The organism is Pseudomonas sp. BT-42-2, assembly GCF_025847435.2.
Classification (GTDB): domain Bacteria; phylum Pseudomonadota; class Gammaproteobacteria; order Pseudomonadales; family Pseudomonadaceae; genus Aquipseudomonas; species Aquipseudomonas urmiensis.
On sequence record NZ_JAOYTM010000006.1, the window covers coordinates 234810 to 248096 of the forward strand.

The following is a 13287-nucleotide window of genomic DNA, read 5'->3' on the forward strand; positions in this document are numbered from 1 at the left end:
AGAATGGGTGGGAGGGCTAGCGCAGGCCAGCCCTCACCGGGGTCTCACTTACTTCTTGGCAACATTACCGTTGTGCGACAGACCGAGGTCCGCCATGGCCTTGTCGACCACTTTCTTCGGCAGTGGGATGTAGCCATCCTTGACCACGACCTGCTGGCCAGCTTGCGACAGGACCAGCTTGATGAACTCGGCGTCCAGCGGGGCCAGAGGCTTGTTCGGCGCCTTGTTGACGTAGACGTAGAGGAAACGCGACAGCGGGTAGGTGCCGTTCAGGGCGTTGCTTTCGTTGTCTTCAACGAACTCGCCGCCTTCTTTCTTGGCCAGTGCTACAGTCTTGACGCTGGCGGTCTTGTAACCAATGCCCGAGTAGCCGATGCCGTTCAGCGAGCTGCTGATCGACTGCACGACCGAAGCCGAGCCAGGCTGTTCGTTGACGTTAGGCTTGAAGTCGCCTTTGCACAGGGCTTCTTCCTTGAAGTAGCCGTAGGTGCCGGATACCGAATTGCGGCCGAACAGCTGCACTGGCTTGTTGGCCAGGTCGCCAGTCACGCCCAGGTCGCCCCAGGTTTTCACGTCGGCTTTGCCGCCGCACAGGCGAGTCGAGGAGAAGATCGCATCGACCTGCGCCATGGTCAGGCCCTTGATCGGGTTGTCCTTGTGCACGAATACGGCCAGGGCGTCGACGGCAACCGGGATGGCGGTTGGCTTGTAGCCGTACTTCTGCTCGAAGGCCTGCAGCTCGACGTCCTTCATCTTGCGGCTCATCGGGCCGAGGTTGGCGGTGCCTTCGGTCAGCGCGGGTGGCGCGGTGGAGGAGCCGGCCGCCTGGATCTGGATGTTTACGTTCGGATATTCCTTCTTGTAGGCCTCGGCCCACAGCGTCATCAGGTTGGCGAGGGTGTCGGAACCTACGCTGGAGAGGTTGCCCGAAACACCGGTGGTCTTGGTGTAGGTCGGGATTGCTGGGTCGACAGCGGCTACCGCATTGGCGGTGGCAACGCCAGCGGCGGCGAAGGTAAGGGCCGCCATCAAACGCTTCAGTTTCATGCCTTGCTCCTAGCAGGAATATTTGGGGTGTTGGATGGATCGGGCCCAAGTATCTGCAGGCCGCATGAACACGATATGACTCCAATGTGACAATTGGATGAAAGGCCATCACCGCGAGTGCGGGATGGCCTTTCAGGATGTTTCAAAGAATTTGCGGTGACAGAGGAATTTTGAGGCCGCGCAGCGGCCCCACATCCTCCAGCCTTACCGATTACTCAGCGCTTGTTCGCCAACAGGTAAAGCCCAACCAACAGACCAACGGCACACAACCCCGCCACGTAGTAAGCAGGCGCCATCGGGCTGAGCTTGAGCAGCGCAGTCACCACCATCGGCGTCAGGCCACCGAAAATGGCGTAGGCGACGTTGTAGGAGAACGACAACCCACTGAACCGCACCACCGCCGGGAACGCCTTGACCATCACATACGGCACTGCGCCAATCACCCCGACGCACAGGCCCGTCAGCGCGTACAGCGGGAACAGCAGGTCCGGCCGAGTCGGCAGGCTGTGGTAGAACGTCCACGAGGTCACCAGCAACGCCAGGCTGCCGATCACGAATACTCGCCCCGCACCAAAGCGATCCGCCAGGCTACCGGAACCGATGCAGCCCAGGCTGAGTAGCACGATCGCCAGGCTGTTGGCCTTGAGCGAGTCGGTCGGACTGATGTGATAGAGGCTCTGCAGCAGCGCCGGGGTCATCAGGATCACCACCACCACGCCAGCCGACAGCAGCCAGGTCAGCAGCATCGACAGGATGATCGCCCCGCGGTGATCACGCAGCACCGCGCGCAGCGGCAGCTCTTCGGCCAGCGCCTTGCGCTGCTGCATCTCGGCGAATACCGGCGTCTCATGCAGCCAACGGCGCAGGTAGACCGCGAACAGGCCGAACACACCACCGAGCAGGAACGGAATCCGCCAGGCGTAATCCGCCACTTCCTCGACGGTATAAACCGTGTTGATCAGCGTCGCTACCAGCGAGCCCAGCAAAATCCCGGCAGTCAGCCCGGCCGTCAGCGTGCCGCAGGCGTAGCCGGTGTTGCGCGCCGGCACATGCTCGGAGACGAACACCCAGGCGCCCGGCACCTCACCACCAATCGCCGCGCCCTGAATGACCCGCATCAGCAGCAGCAGGATCGGCGCCCACAGGCCGATCTGCGCGTAGGTTGGCAGCAGGCCCATGATCAGTGTCGGCAGGGCCATCATGAAGATGCTCAAGGTGAACATCTTCTTGCGCCCCAACAGGTCGCCGAAGTGCGCCATGACGATGCCGCCGAGCGGGCGCGCCAGGTAACCGGCAGCAAAAATGCCGAAGGTCTGCATCAGGCGTAGCCATTCGGGCATGTCCGGCGGGAAGAACAGCTTGCCGACTACCGTGGCGAAGAACACGAAGATGATGAAGTCGTAGAACTCCAGCGCGCCGCCCAGGGCGGACAATGAGAGCGTCTTGTAGTCACTGCGGGTCAGCGGCCGCGAGGGCTGCTCGATACTGCTGGGCACGGAGGTCATCGATTATCTCTTGTAGGTCGTGCAGGCCGCTTGGCACGCGGCTTCTGGAATGGTGAGCAGCGAAGATAGCAAATTGGCGCGCTACGCTCATAGCGATACAAAAACACTACAGATATTCATGAATGCGCGGTCGTCGCTGGCTGTGAGGCTCTATATACTGCCCATTCGTAGCAAAAGGTTGCTCCCGATGTGGGATGTTGTGCGAAAACGCCGGTCACTATGCTCAGGCGGTTTCGCAGAGTTTCCCTTCGGCCGCCCTGCGAAGCGAAATCAGCGTAGTATGTTTTTAGCTGAATCGATTTCTCGGCGTCCTTCATTGCGCCAACCAACGAAGCGTCACGGGTCAGAGGCCCCACGGCATGATTGAGCTCGAACAAGAAGATCCTATCCCGCAGGGCGACCTGGCCTTGCAAATTACTGCGTTACCCCGCGAAACCAACGGCTTTGGTGACATCTTTGGCGGCTGGCTGGTCGCGCAGATGGACCTGGCCGGCACCGCCATGGCCAGCCGTGTCGCAGGCGGCCGGGTGGCCACCGTGGCGATCGACCGCATGGCTTTCCTGGTCCCGGTAGCGGTAGGCGCACAACTGTCCTTCTATACCCAGACCCTGGAAATCGGCCGCAGCTCGATCCAGATGATGGTCGAAGTGTGGAGCGACGATCCGCTGTCCAGCGAATGGCGCAAGGTCACCGAAGCGGTGTTCGTGTTCGTCGCCATCGATGGCAGTGGCCGTACCCGTTCGGTGCCTCGTCGCTGAGCCTGGCTGGCGGTAAACTCGTTGCAAGGCACAAGGTCCAAGGCCTACATGCAATCAACGAGACAAGCGTATGGCTAATTTCAAGGTCGAAACCGAGCTCCACGGCGAGCTCAATTGCTGGCGTATCAGCAGCGCTCATGCCGAACTACTGATCGCCCAGCAAGGCGCGCAGATCCTCAGCTATCAGCGAATCGGCGAACCGCCGTTGCTGTGGCTGAGCGACCAGGCCATCTTGCGCCAGGGTAAATCCGTGCGCGCCGGGGTACCGGTGTGCTGGCCGTGGTTTGGCAACTTGCAGCGCAATCCCGAATCCGTCCAAGCCATGTACAAAGGCGACCAGGCTCCGGCCCACGGGTTGGCGCGCGGACGCGACTGGCAATTGCGCAGGGTCGAAGAGGTCGGCGCCAACCTTCAGATCGAGTTCGAACTGCCCGAGGCGCAAGGCGACCTGCCCGGCTGGGCGCATGAGGTCGAGTTGAAACTGCTGATCGAGCTGGGTGAGCAATTGCACGTGACCCTGACCAGCTACAACCTGGGCAACGACAGCGTGACCATCAGCCAGGCCCTGCACAGCTACTTCGCCGTCAGCGATGTGCGCCAGGCGCGCGTTGAGGGTGTGCAGGGGCTGGACTACATCGAGACCCTGGCCGATTGGCAGCAGCGCACGCAAACCGGGGCGCTGGGCTTTGCCGGGGAGACCGACCGGATCTATCTGCACACCCCTGAGCGCTTGAGCATCGTCGACCCGCACTGGAATCGGCGGATTACCCTGGCCAGCAGCGGCTCGCGCTCGGCAGTGATCTGGAACCCGTGGACCGAGCGCGCCAAGGAGCTGGCGGACATGGCCGATGATGGCTGGCAGCGGATGCTATGCATCGAGACGGCGAATGTCTGGGATGATGTAGTAGTGCTCAAGCCTGGGGCGAGTCATGCCCTTAGCGTGGTGATTGGCAGCGAGGCGCTTTGATCTGACCGACCTCATCGCGGGGCAAGCCCGCTCCCACGCCAGCCTCCTGATGACGCGGGCTGCGTGGGAGCGGCCTTGCCCCGCGATGAGGCCGGCCCAGATACCATCAGAGGTCGGCATCCTCCACCACCCTCACCTGCCCTGCATCCAGCGCATACGCCGCATCCGCCAGGTCATTGCTGACCGTTTCCACCTTCAACGTCCCGCTGACCCACAGCGGCGTATAGATGTCATCGATCTTCAGCCCCCGCCGATAGCGTACCAGCACCAGCTGGTTGGGCGGCGGCGGCGGCACGTGGATGCAGGCCCCTGGATACGGCACCAGGAAGAACAATGTGCTGTTGCCCTTGGCATCGCTCTCCAGCGGCACCGGATACCCACCCAGGCGAATCTGTTTACCATTCATCGCCGCCACGGTCTTGGTCGAGTACATCACCGCCGGCAAGCCTTTGCTCTGCTTGAGGCCGCCCTTGTCGGTGAAGGTGCCCATCGCTTCAGGCGAGTTGTGATCGATTTCCGGCATCAGCTCCAGCGCCTTCTGGTCCGACTTGGGCATCAGTTCGAGCCAGTCGGTTTCAGGCAGTTCGGCGTGAGCCAGGCTAGCTACCAGCAACATCGGGATAAGGAAAAACGCACGCATAAAAAATGCCCGGCAACTCAGTTTGAATTACCGGGCATTCTATCTGTAATCAGCGTTTCTTGATCAGACCGTAGATCACCAGGAGCACGATGGCGCCAACCAGTGCGCCGAAGAAGCCTGCCGCTTGCCCGGCCTGGTAGATGCCCAATGCCTGGCCGCCGTAGGTGGCCAGCAGGGAGCCGGCGATACCCAGCAGGATGGTCATGATCCAGCCCATGCTGTCGTCCCCAGGCTTGAGGAAGCGGGCCAGCAGGCCGACGATCAGGCCGATGAAGATGGTTCCAATGATGCCCATGGCAATCCCTCTGCAGTGAAGATGAAAACAAGCCAAAGCCTAGTCAGCGCTTTGGCTTGTTGCCATCTCAGAGGCCTTGCCGGCCACAGAGGTTCAATCAGCCGGCGATCAACGCCTCTACTTCGGCGATCTTGTCGTGCAGGGTAGCCATATCCGAGCAACGCAGGGTGGCGTGACCGACCTTGCGGCCAGCCTTGAAGGCCTTGCCATAGTGGTGCAGGTGGCAGTCGTCGAGGGCGACGATCTTGTCCACTGCCGGCACTTCGCCGATGAAGTTGAGCATGGCGCTCTCGCCGACCTTGGCAGTCGACCCCAGCGGCAAGCCGGCAATGGCGCGCAAGTGGTTCTGGAACTGGCTGCACTCGGCGCCTTCGATGGTCCAGTGCCCGGAGTTATGGACGCGCGGGGCGATTTCGTTGGCTTTCAGGCCACCGTCGACCTCGAAGAACTCGAAGGCCATCACGCCGACATAGTCGAGCTGCTTGAGCACGCGACCGACGTAGTCTTCAGCCAGCGCCTGCAACGGGTGGTCTTCGCTGGCCACCGACAGGCGCAGGATGCCGTTCTCGTGGGTGTTGTGCACCAACGGGTAGAAGCGGGTTTCGCCATCGCGGCCACGCACGGCCACCAGCGACACTTCGCCCGTGAACGGCACGAAGCCTTCCAGCAGGCATGGCACGCTGCCCAGTTCGGCAAAGGTGCCGACCACGTCTTCAGCGCTGCGCAGCACCTTCTGGCCCTTGCCGTCATAACCCAGGGTGCGGGTCTTGAGCACAGCTGGCAGGCCAATGCTGGCGACTGCCGCATCGAGGTCCGCCTGAGAGAGAATGTCGGCGAACGCCGGGGTAGGGATGCCCAGGTCGCGGAACATGCTCTTTTCGAACAGGCGGTCACGGGCGATGCGCAGCGCTTCGGCGCTCGGGTAGACCGGAACGAACTGCGAGAGGAAGGCCACGGTCTCGGCCGGGACGCTTTCGAACTCGAAGGTCACCAGGTCGACTTCGTCGGCCAGCTGGCGCAGATGGTCCTGGTCGCCGTAGTCGGCACGCAGGTGCTCGCCCAATGGCGCGGCGCAAGCGTCCGGCGCCGGGTCGAGGAAAGCGAAGTTCATGCCCAGCGGAGTGCCCGCCAGGGCCAGCATGCGGCCCAACTGGCCGCCACCGATTACACCGATCTTCATGTCGTAAGCCTCAAGCCTGACGCGGGTCAGGATTGTCCAGGACGGTTTCGGTCTGCTCCGTGCGGAACTGCTTGAGCGCCGCGTGGAACTGCGGGTGCTTGGCACCGAGGATGCTCGCCGACAGCAGCGCGGCATTGATCGCGCCAGCCTTGCCGATGGCCAGGGTGGCAACCGGAATACCGGCTGGCATCTGTACGATCGACAGCAGCGAGTCGACGCCCGACAGCATCGACGACTGTACTGGCACGCCGAGCACCGGCAGGTGAGTCTTGGCGGCGCACATGCCTGGCAGGTGGGCGGCGCCACCGGCACCGGCGATGATCACCTCGATGCCGCGGCCTTCGGCCTCATCGGCATACTGGAACAGCAGATCCGGGGTGCGGTGGGCGGAAACCACCTTCACTTCGTAGGGAATGCCGAGTTTTTCCAGCATATCGGCGGTGTGGCTAAGGGTGGACCAATCGGACTTGGAGCCCATGATCACGCCAACCAGTGCACTCATCGTCGAGCCTCTTCGCTTGTGCGCCCGCAGGCGCGTCAAAAAACAACAAGCCACGCGGGACGACCGGCGTGGCTTGTTTGCTGATCATGACCGGAATCTATCCGGTCGAGGGGCCGCGCAGTATAACGTAACGCGATAGCATCTCGGCACCCCTGGCGACCAACTGTCGGCCTTATTTTTCGGGGGTTTGGCTGACTTTTGAGTCAACTGCGCCGCCTTCGAGCTTGCGCCACAGCAAGCGCACGTTGGCCTTGCGTACCAGGGCGCAGCGGTACAGACGAATTTCCAGCGGCACGTGCCAGGCGCTGCTGCCGCAAACGGCCAGCTCACCGCGGGCCAGTTCGCCCTGCATCGACAGCCGTGGGACCCAGGCCACGCCCATACCCTCGAGGGCCATGCTTTTAAGGCTGTCGGCCATCGCCGTTTCATAGACAGTGGTATAGCGCAGGTTGCGCTGGCGCAGCAGAAGACTCACCGAACGCCCGAGGAATGCTCCAGCGCTGTAGGCCAGCAGCGGCACGCTGGCGTCACCTTCCAGATCGAACAACGGCTTGCCGTCAGGACCAACGGCGCATACCGGCAGCATCTCGGTGGTGCCCATATGCAATGACGGGAAGATCTCGGCATCCATCTGCAGCGCCGCATCGGGGTCATAGAAGGCCAGCATCAAATCGCAGCCACCTTCGCGCAAGGCATGCACCGCATCACCGACGTTGGTCGCAACCAGGCGCGTGGCGATGTTCAAACCATCGTTGCGCAACTGGGCCACCCAACGGGGGAAAAACCCCGACGCCAACGAGTGCGCCGCCGCTACCTGGATGACCTCGCCTTGGCCACCTTCCAGATGATGCAAATGGCGCAGAACTTCGCTCAACTGGTCGACAACCGTACGCGCCGTGACGAGAAACAGCTGCCCCGCCTCAGTCAGTTCGATCGGCGTGCGGGAACGATTCACCAAGGTCAGCCCGAGTGCCGCTTCCAGGCTGCGTATGCGTCGACTGAAGGCTGGCTGGGTGACGAAACGTCGCTCCGCCGCCTGGGAAAAACTACGCGTTGAGGCCAGCGCGCTGAAATCTTCCAGCCATTTGCTTTCGAGGTTCATGAAGCCATCTCCCGGCGTGCACCAAAATGGAACACGCTCGAATGTCAATTGACGTCACATCAATCACTATGCCGTTTGTGCATAGGTTAGCGTCTAACAGCATTGGCCGACAAATCTGCCCCGGCCTAGGATTGGCGCCATTCCGGCAGGTGCCGGGTCAAACTCGAGATGATATCCATCATGTCCTCCGCTGCATCGTTCCGCGTCGAAAAAGATCTGCTTGGTACCCTTGAAGTCCCTGCCGATGCCTACTACGGCATCCAGACTCTGCGCGCTGCCAACAACTTCCACCTCTCCGGTGTTCCGCTGTCGCACTACCCGAAACTGGTAGTCGGCCTGGCGATGGTCAAGCAGGCAGCTGCTGACGCCAACCGTGAGCTGGGGCACTTGAGCGATGCCAAGCACGCCGCCATCAGCGAGGCTTGCGCCCGTTTGATCCGCGGTGACTACCATGAGCAGTTCGTGGTGGACATGATTCAAGGCGGTGCTGGTACTTCTACCAACATGAACGCCAACGAAGTGATCGCCAACATCGCGCTGGAGGCCATGGGCCACCAGAAGGGTGAGTACCAGTACCTGCACCCGAACAACGACGTCAACATGGCGCAGTCGACCAACGACGCCTACCCGACCGCGATCCGCCTGGGTCTGCTGCTGGGTCACGACGCCCTGCTGGCCAGCCTCGACAGCCTGATCCAAGCCTTCGCGGCCAAGGGTAAAGAGTTCGACCACGTCCTGAAGATGGGCCGTACCCAGCTGCAAGACGCCGTGCCGATGACCCTCGGCCAGGAATTCCGCGCCTTCGCCACCACCATGACCGAAGACCTCAACCGTCTGCGCTCGCTGGCGCCGGAACTGCTCACCGAAATCAACCTGGGCGGCACCGCCATCGGTACCGGCATCAACGCCGACCCGGGCTACCAGATGCTGGCGGTACAGCGCCTGGCGACCATCAGCGGCCAGCCGCTGGTTCCGGCTGCCGACCTGATCGAAGCCACCTCCGACATGGGCGCCTTCGTGCTGTTCTCCGGCATGCTCAAGCGTACCGCGGTCAAGCTGTCGAAGATCTGCAACGACTTGCGCCTGCTGTCCAGCGGCCCACGTACCGGCATCAACGAAATCAACCTGCCAGCGCGTCAGCCAGGCAGCTCGATCATGCCAGGCAAGGTCAACCCGGTAATCCCGGAAGCCGTCAACCAAGTGGCCTTCGCCATCATGGGCAACGACCTGGCACTGACCGTCGCCGCCGAAGGTGGCCAGCTGCAGCTGAACGTGATGGAGCCGCTGATCGCCTACAAGATCTTCGACTCGATCCGCCTGCTGCAACGCGCCATGGACATGCTGCGCGAGCACTGCATCGTCGGCATCACTGCCAACGAACAGCGCTGCCGTGAACTGGTCGAGCACTCGATCGGCCTGGTCACCGCCCTGAACCCGTACATCGGCTACGAAAACGCCACCCGTATCGCCCGCGTTGCCCTGGAAACCGGCCGCGGCGTATTGGAGTTGGTGCGCGAAGAGAAGCTGCTGGACGAAGCGATGCTCAACGACATCCTGCGTCCGGAAAACATGATCGCTCCACGTCTGGTGCCGCTGAAGGCGTAACCGACGACTGCAACCTGTCTCACCAGGTTTGAGGGACTAGACACCTCTCGACCTTTCAAGGGCCCGAGCGCACGCTCCGGGCCCTTTTTTTATCCCGGCTTGGAACAGACGCCCGGCACACAACTTGCTCCATAATGGCTCCCAACCCACGGGATTGCCGAGCATGCTGCACAGCCACCTGACCACCCTCAACGCCGTTTCGCTGATTCTCAAGGTTTTCCAAGAGAGCGGCTGCGATGCGTCGAGCCTGCTAGCCGGCAGCGGCATTGGCCCGGCTGACCTGGGCCATGCCGATGCGCGCATCACCACTCAGCAAGAATTGCAGGTGTGTGCCAACGCCGTGGCCCGGCGCGAGGAGATCGGCCTGGAGCTGGGCCGGCGCATGCATGTGTCGTGCTACGGCATGCTCGGTTACGCCTTGCTCTCCAGTGCCACTTTGGGTGACGCCCTGCGCCTGGCCCTGCGCTATCCGGCACTGCTGGGAACAGTCTTCGAGCTTCGCCTGATCGACGATGGCCAGCGAATCTGGTTCAGCGCCAGCGATTACCGCGACAGCCCAGCGCTGGCGACTTTCAATGCCGAGTTCTGCCTGGTGTCGCTGAAAACCATCTGCGACGACCTGCTTGGCCGCCCGCTGCCGTTGCTGGCAGCACGCTTCGAACATGCCCAACCCAGCTATCACGCGCTTTATAGCGGTGCATTCCCCTGCCCGTTGGGGTTTGCCGCCGGCGACAACGCCTTTGCCTTCGAACGGCGCTGGTTGGACATGCCGCTGCCGTTGGCCGATCCGGTAACTCATAAAGCCATGAGCGAGCGCTGCCGGCTATTGAACCTTGAGTTCACCGGGCGCCAGGCCTGGCTGGGGCGGATTCGCCAGTTGCTGATCCAGCAGTTGGACGCAGCGCCCGGGCTGGAAGGTTTGGCGCGGCAGATGAACTGCTCGTCGCGCACCCTGCGCCGCCATCTGCAAGCGCTGGGCAGTAGTTATCAACAGCTGCTGGATGAGCTGCGCTTCGAGCGGGCCAAGCAGCTGCTGGCCGAGGACCAAATGCCGATCTATCGGATTGCCGAGACCTTGGGCTTCAGCGAGACCGCCAGTTTCCGCCATGCCTTCCAGCGCTGGAGCGGCGTGGCGCCCAGCCATTTTCGCGGTTGACCCGTTCCGGCCTGTTCGCGGGCAAGCCCGCTCCCACAGGTACCGCGCCAGCTTCAAGAGCGGCATACACGCCTGCAACACAGATCTTAGGGGCAATGCAAAACCCTGTGGGAGCGGGCTTGCCCGCGAACAGGCCCGACCTATCAACCACAAAACGTGCTTACCGACTCACACGCCTTGGCCACATCGATCCCCTTTTGGCCACCACCATCGTTCTCCACCACCGGCCAGCCACTGACAATGGCCAACGCCAGTAACCTTCGGAGAACAACAAATGCTGACGATCTATTCCGATGATCACCGCCTGCACCACGGCCGTTGCGAGCTGATCGATGGCAAGCTGATGCCTTGCTTTGAAATGCCCTCGCGCGCCCATCATGTCCTCGATCAAGTCAAAAAGCGCAACCTGGGCCCAGTCCAAGGCCCGACCGATTTCGGCCGTGCCCCCCTACAGCGGATCCACAGCGCCGACTACCTGAACTTCTTCGAAGGCGCCTGGGCCCGCTGGGCCGCACTGGGCCATGACGGCGACTTGCTGCCGTTCACCTGGCCGGCACGCACCCTGCGCCAGGTCAAACCGACCGGGCTGCACGGCGAGCTGGGCTACTACAGCTTCGATGCCGGCGCGCCGATCACTGCGGGCACCTGGCAAGCAGCCTACAGCGCCGCGCAGGTCGCGCTGACCGCACAGGCGGCCATCCAGCAAGGCGCCCATTCGGCGTTCGCCCTGTGCCGACCTCCTGGGCACCACGCTGCTGGCGAAGTCATGGGCGGCTACTGCTACCTGAACAATGCCGCCATCGCTGCCCAAGCCTTTCTCGACCAAGGCCACAGCAAGGTGGCGATCCTCGACGTCGACTACCACCACGGCAACGGCACCCAGGACATCTTCTACAGCCGCAACGATGTGTTCTTCGCTTCGATCCACGGCGATCCGGTCGATGAGTTCCCGTTCTTCCTCGGCTATGCCGACGAGACTGGCGAGGGCGCTGGCGAAGGCTGCAACATCAATTATCCGTTGCCCGCCGGTAGCGACTGGGCGGCCTGGAGCCAGGCCCTGGAAGACGCCTGCCAGCGCATCGATGCCTATGCAGCGGACGTGCTGGTGATCTCCCTGGGCGTGGACACCTTCAAGGATGACCCGATCTCGCAGTTCAAACTCGACAGCCCCGACTACCTGCAAATGGGCGAGCGCATCGCCCGGCTCGGCAAGCCAACCTTGTTCGTGATGGAAGGCGGCTACGCTGTGGAGGAAATCGGCATCAACGCGGTCAATGTGCTGGAGGGCTTCCAGCGCGCCCAACCAGGAGCCAGGCCATGAAACGACTCAAGCGACTGTTTGCCCCCTTGCTGGTCGCCGGCCTTGCCGCTGGCGCCCTGCAAGCCCATGCCGAACAGCGCACCCTGCGCGTCTACAACTGGTTCGACTACATCACCCCGCAGACCCTGACCGACTTCCAGAAGGACAGCCAGGTCAAGCTGGTCTACGACATCTTCGACACCAACGAGGCGTTGGAAGCCAAGCTGCTCACCGGCAACTCCGGGTATGACGTGGTGGTGCCCTCCAATGTGTTCCTGGCCAAGCAGATCGAGGCTGGCGTGTTCCAGCCGCTGGACCGCAGCAAGCTGCCGAACTGGCAGCACCTGGACCCAGCACTGATGAAGCTGATCGAAGCCAACGATCCCGGTAACAAGTTCGCCGTGCCCTACATGTACGGCACTGTGCTGATCGGCTTCAACCCAGACAAGGTCAAGGCTGTGCTCGGCGCCGATGCCCCGGTGGACAGCTGGGACCTGATCTTCAAGGAAGAAAACATCGCCAAGCTCAAACAGTGTGGTGTGGCCCTGCTCGATTCGCCGTCCGAGATCCTGCCACTGGCGTTGAAGTACCTGGGCCTGGACCCTAATAGCGGCAAGCCGGATGACTACAAGAAAGCCGAAGCACTGTTGCTGAAGATTCGCCCGCACATCACCTACTTCCACTCCTCCAAGTACATGGCGGACATCGCCAATGGCGATATCTGTGTGGCCGTAGGCTACTCCGGCAGCTTCTCCCAAGCCGCCAACCGCGCGCGCGATGCCAAGAATGGCGTGGTGGTGGATATGCGCCTGCCCAAAGAAGGTGCGCCGATCTGGTTCGATATGCTGGCGATTCCGAAAGGCGCGGCCAATCCTGAGGATGCGCATGTGTTCATCAACTACCTGCTGCGCCCGGAGGTAATTGCGCCGATCAGCGACTTTGTCGGGTATCCGAATCCGAACAAGGATGCGACGCAGAAGGTCAGCCCAGCGATTCGGAACAACCCGAATCTGTATCCGACCGAGGAAGCGATGGCCAAGCTGTACACGCTCAAGCCGCTGCCACGGGATGCCGAACGGGCGCGGACTCGGGCTTGGACGCGAATCAAGTCCGGGACCTGATTGGAGATTTTGGGGCTGCGACGCAGCCCATCGCGGGGCAAGCCCGCTCCCACGCAACGATCCCTAGAGCGCTTGAATCGTGGGAGCGGGCTTGCCCCGCGATAGGCCG

13 protein-coding genes are annotated in these 13287 nt (G+C 62.2%); 6 read left to right on the forward strand and 7 right to left on the reverse strand.

Annotated features, from left to right (window positions below):
• Window positions 1-48 precede the first annotated feature (48 nt).
• Together OIU19_RS05705 and OIU19_RS05710 are read right to left on the reverse strand one after the other, a co-directional pair.
• Window positions 49-1047 (reverse strand): phosphate ABC transporter substrate-binding protein PstS, encoded by a 999-nt coding sequence (locus tag OIU19_RS05705; protein WP_186553054.1) that lies wholly within the window; start codon window positions 1045-1047, stop codon window positions 49-51.
• 215 nt (window positions 1048-1262) lie between these two features.
• Window positions 1263-2552, reverse strand: coding sequence for an MFS transporter (locus tag OIU19_RS05710; RefSeq protein WP_186553055.1), 1290 nt, complete (start codon window positions 2550-2552; stop codon window positions 1263-1265).
• A gap of 359 nt (window positions 2553-2911) precedes the next feature.
• On the opposite strand from OIU19_RS05710, the gene OIU19_RS05715 reads away from it, so the two are divergent.
• Both OIU19_RS05715 and OIU19_RS05720 read left to right on the forward strand, forming a co-directional pair.
• Window positions 2912-3310, forward strand: a complete 399-nt coding sequence (locus tag OIU19_RS05715) for an acyl-CoA thioesterase (protein WP_003253317.1) — start codon at window positions 2912-2914, stop codon at window positions 3308-3310.
• A gap of 70 nt (window positions 3311-3380) precedes the next feature.
• A complete protein-coding gene (locus tag OIU19_RS05720) occupies window positions 3381-4277 on the forward strand; it encodes a D-hexose-6-phosphate mutarotase (protein WP_264234054.1) in 897 nt (298 codons plus the stop codon).
• A 106-nt stretch (window positions 4278-4383) separates the two neighbouring features.
• On the opposite strand, the gene OIU19_RS05725 is transcribed toward OIU19_RS05720, so the two are convergent.
• From OIU19_RS05725 to OIU19_RS05745, 5 genes are all read right to left on the reverse strand, one after another.
• A complete protein-coding gene (locus OIU19_RS05725) occupies window positions 4384-4917 on the reverse strand; it encodes a DUF3299 domain-containing protein (protein ID WP_264234056.1) in 534 nt (177 codons plus the stop codon).
• A gap of 49 nt (window positions 4918-4966) precedes the next feature.
• On the reverse strand, window positions 4967-5212 hold the full coding sequence (locus tag OIU19_RS05730; protein ID WP_264234058.1) for a GlsB/YeaQ/YmgE family stress response membrane protein: 246 nt from the start codon (window positions 5210-5212) through the stop codon (window positions 4967-4969).
• Between the two features lie 97 nt (window positions 5213-5309).
• Complete coding sequence (locus tag OIU19_RS05735; protein WP_264234060.1) at window positions 5310-6392, reverse strand: 5-(carboxyamino)imidazole ribonucleotide synthase; 1083 nt, start codon at window positions 6390-6392, stop codon at window positions 5310-5312.
• Between the two features lie 10 nt (window positions 6393-6402).
• Entirely contained in the window at window positions 6403-6894 is a 492-nt protein-coding gene (purE, locus tag OIU19_RS05740; protein WP_264234062.1) for a 5-(carboxyamino)imidazole ribonucleotide mutase, read from the reverse strand.
• Window positions 6895-7066: 172 nt separating this feature from the next.
• A complete protein-coding gene (locus OIU19_RS05745; RefSeq protein WP_264234064.1) occupies window positions 7067-7996 on the reverse strand; it encodes a LysR substrate-binding domain-containing protein in 930 nt (309 codons plus the stop codon).
• Between the two features lie 180 nt (window positions 7997-8176).
• Here OIU19_RS05745 and aspA point away from each other — a divergent pair, with 180 nt between their 5' ends.
• The 4 genes from aspA (at window position 8177) to OIU19_RS05765 (ending at window position 13178) form a co-directional block, all read left to right on the forward strand.
• Window positions 8177-9601 (forward strand): aspartate ammonia-lyase, encoded by a 1425-nt coding sequence (gene aspA / locus OIU19_RS05750; protein ID WP_186553061.1) that lies wholly within the window; start codon window positions 8177-8179, stop codon window positions 9599-9601.
• Window positions 9602-9764: 163 nt separating this feature from the next.
• The gene (locus OIU19_RS05755; RefSeq protein WP_264234067.1) at window positions 9765-10757 is read left to right on the forward strand and encodes an AraC family transcriptional regulator; all 993 of its coding nucleotides are present in this window, start codon (window positions 9765-9767) and stop codon (window positions 10755-10757) included.
• Window positions 10758-11031: 274 nt separating this feature from the next.
• Window positions 11032-12078: a histone deacetylase family protein gene (locus OIU19_RS05760; RefSeq protein WP_264234069.1), complete on the forward strand. Its 1047-nt coding sequence runs from the start codon at window positions 11032-11034 to the stop codon at window positions 12076-12078.
• Window positions 12075-13178 (forward strand): polyamine ABC transporter substrate-binding protein, encoded by a 1104-nt coding sequence (locus OIU19_RS05765; protein WP_264234071.1) that lies wholly within the window; start codon window positions 12075-12077, stop codon window positions 13176-13178. The genes OIU19_RS05760 and OIU19_RS05765 overlap by 4 nt, the downstream gene beginning before the upstream one ends.
• The last annotated feature ends 109 nt before the right edge of the window (window positions 13179-13287 follow it).

Excerpts from the sequence above, each read along its gene's own strand:
- OIU19_RS05705 (WP_186553054.1), bottom strand. The coding sequence starts at position 1,047 with ATGAAACTGAAGCGTTTGATGGCGGCCCTTACCTTCGCCGCCGCTGGC.
- OIU19_RS05710 (WP_186553055.1), bottom strand. The coding sequence starts at position 2,552 with ATGACCTCCGTGCCCAGCAGTATCGAGCAGCCCTCGCGGCCGCTGACC.
- OIU19_RS05715 (WP_003253317.1), top strand. The coding sequence starts at position 2,912 with ATGATTGAGCTCGAACAAGAAGATCCTATCCCGCAGGGCGACCTGGCC.
- OIU19_RS05720 (WP_264234054.1), top strand. The coding sequence starts at position 3,381 with ATGGCTAATTTCAAGGTCGAAACCGAGCTCCACGGCGAGCTCAATTGC.
- OIU19_RS05725 (WP_264234056.1), bottom strand. The coding sequence starts at position 4,917 with ATGCGTGCGTTTTTCCTTATCCCGATGTTGCTGGTAGCTAGCCTGGCT.
- OIU19_RS05730 (WP_264234058.1), bottom strand. The coding sequence starts at position 5,212 with ATGGGCATCATTGGAACCATCTTCATCGGCCTGATCGTCGGCCTGCTG.
- OIU19_RS05735 (WP_264234060.1), bottom strand. The coding sequence starts at position 6,392 with ATGAAGATCGGTGTAATCGGTGGCGGCCAGTTGGGCCGCATGCTGGCC.
- purE (WP_264234062.1), bottom strand. The coding sequence starts at position 6,894 with ATGAGTGCACTGGTTGGCGTGATCATGGGCTCCAAGTCCGATTGGTCC.
- OIU19_RS05745 (WP_264234064.1), bottom strand. The coding sequence starts at position 7,996 with ATGAACCTCGAAAGCAAATGGCTGGAAGATTTCAGCGCGCTGGCCTCA.
- aspA (WP_186553061.1), top strand. The coding sequence starts at position 8,177 with ATGTCCTCCGCTGCATCGTTCCGCGTCGAAAAAGATCTGCTTGGTACC.
- OIU19_RS05755 (WP_264234067.1), top strand. The coding sequence starts at position 9,765 with ATGCTGCACAGCCACCTGACCACCCTCAACGCCGTTTCGCTGATTCTC.
- OIU19_RS05760 (WP_264234069.1), top strand. The coding sequence starts at position 11,032 with ATGCTGACGATCTATTCCGATGATCACCGCCTGCACCACGGCCGTTGC.
- OIU19_RS05765 (WP_264234071.1), top strand. The coding sequence starts at position 12,075 with ATGAAACGACTCAAGCGACTGTTTGCCCCCTTGCTGGTCGCCGGCCTT.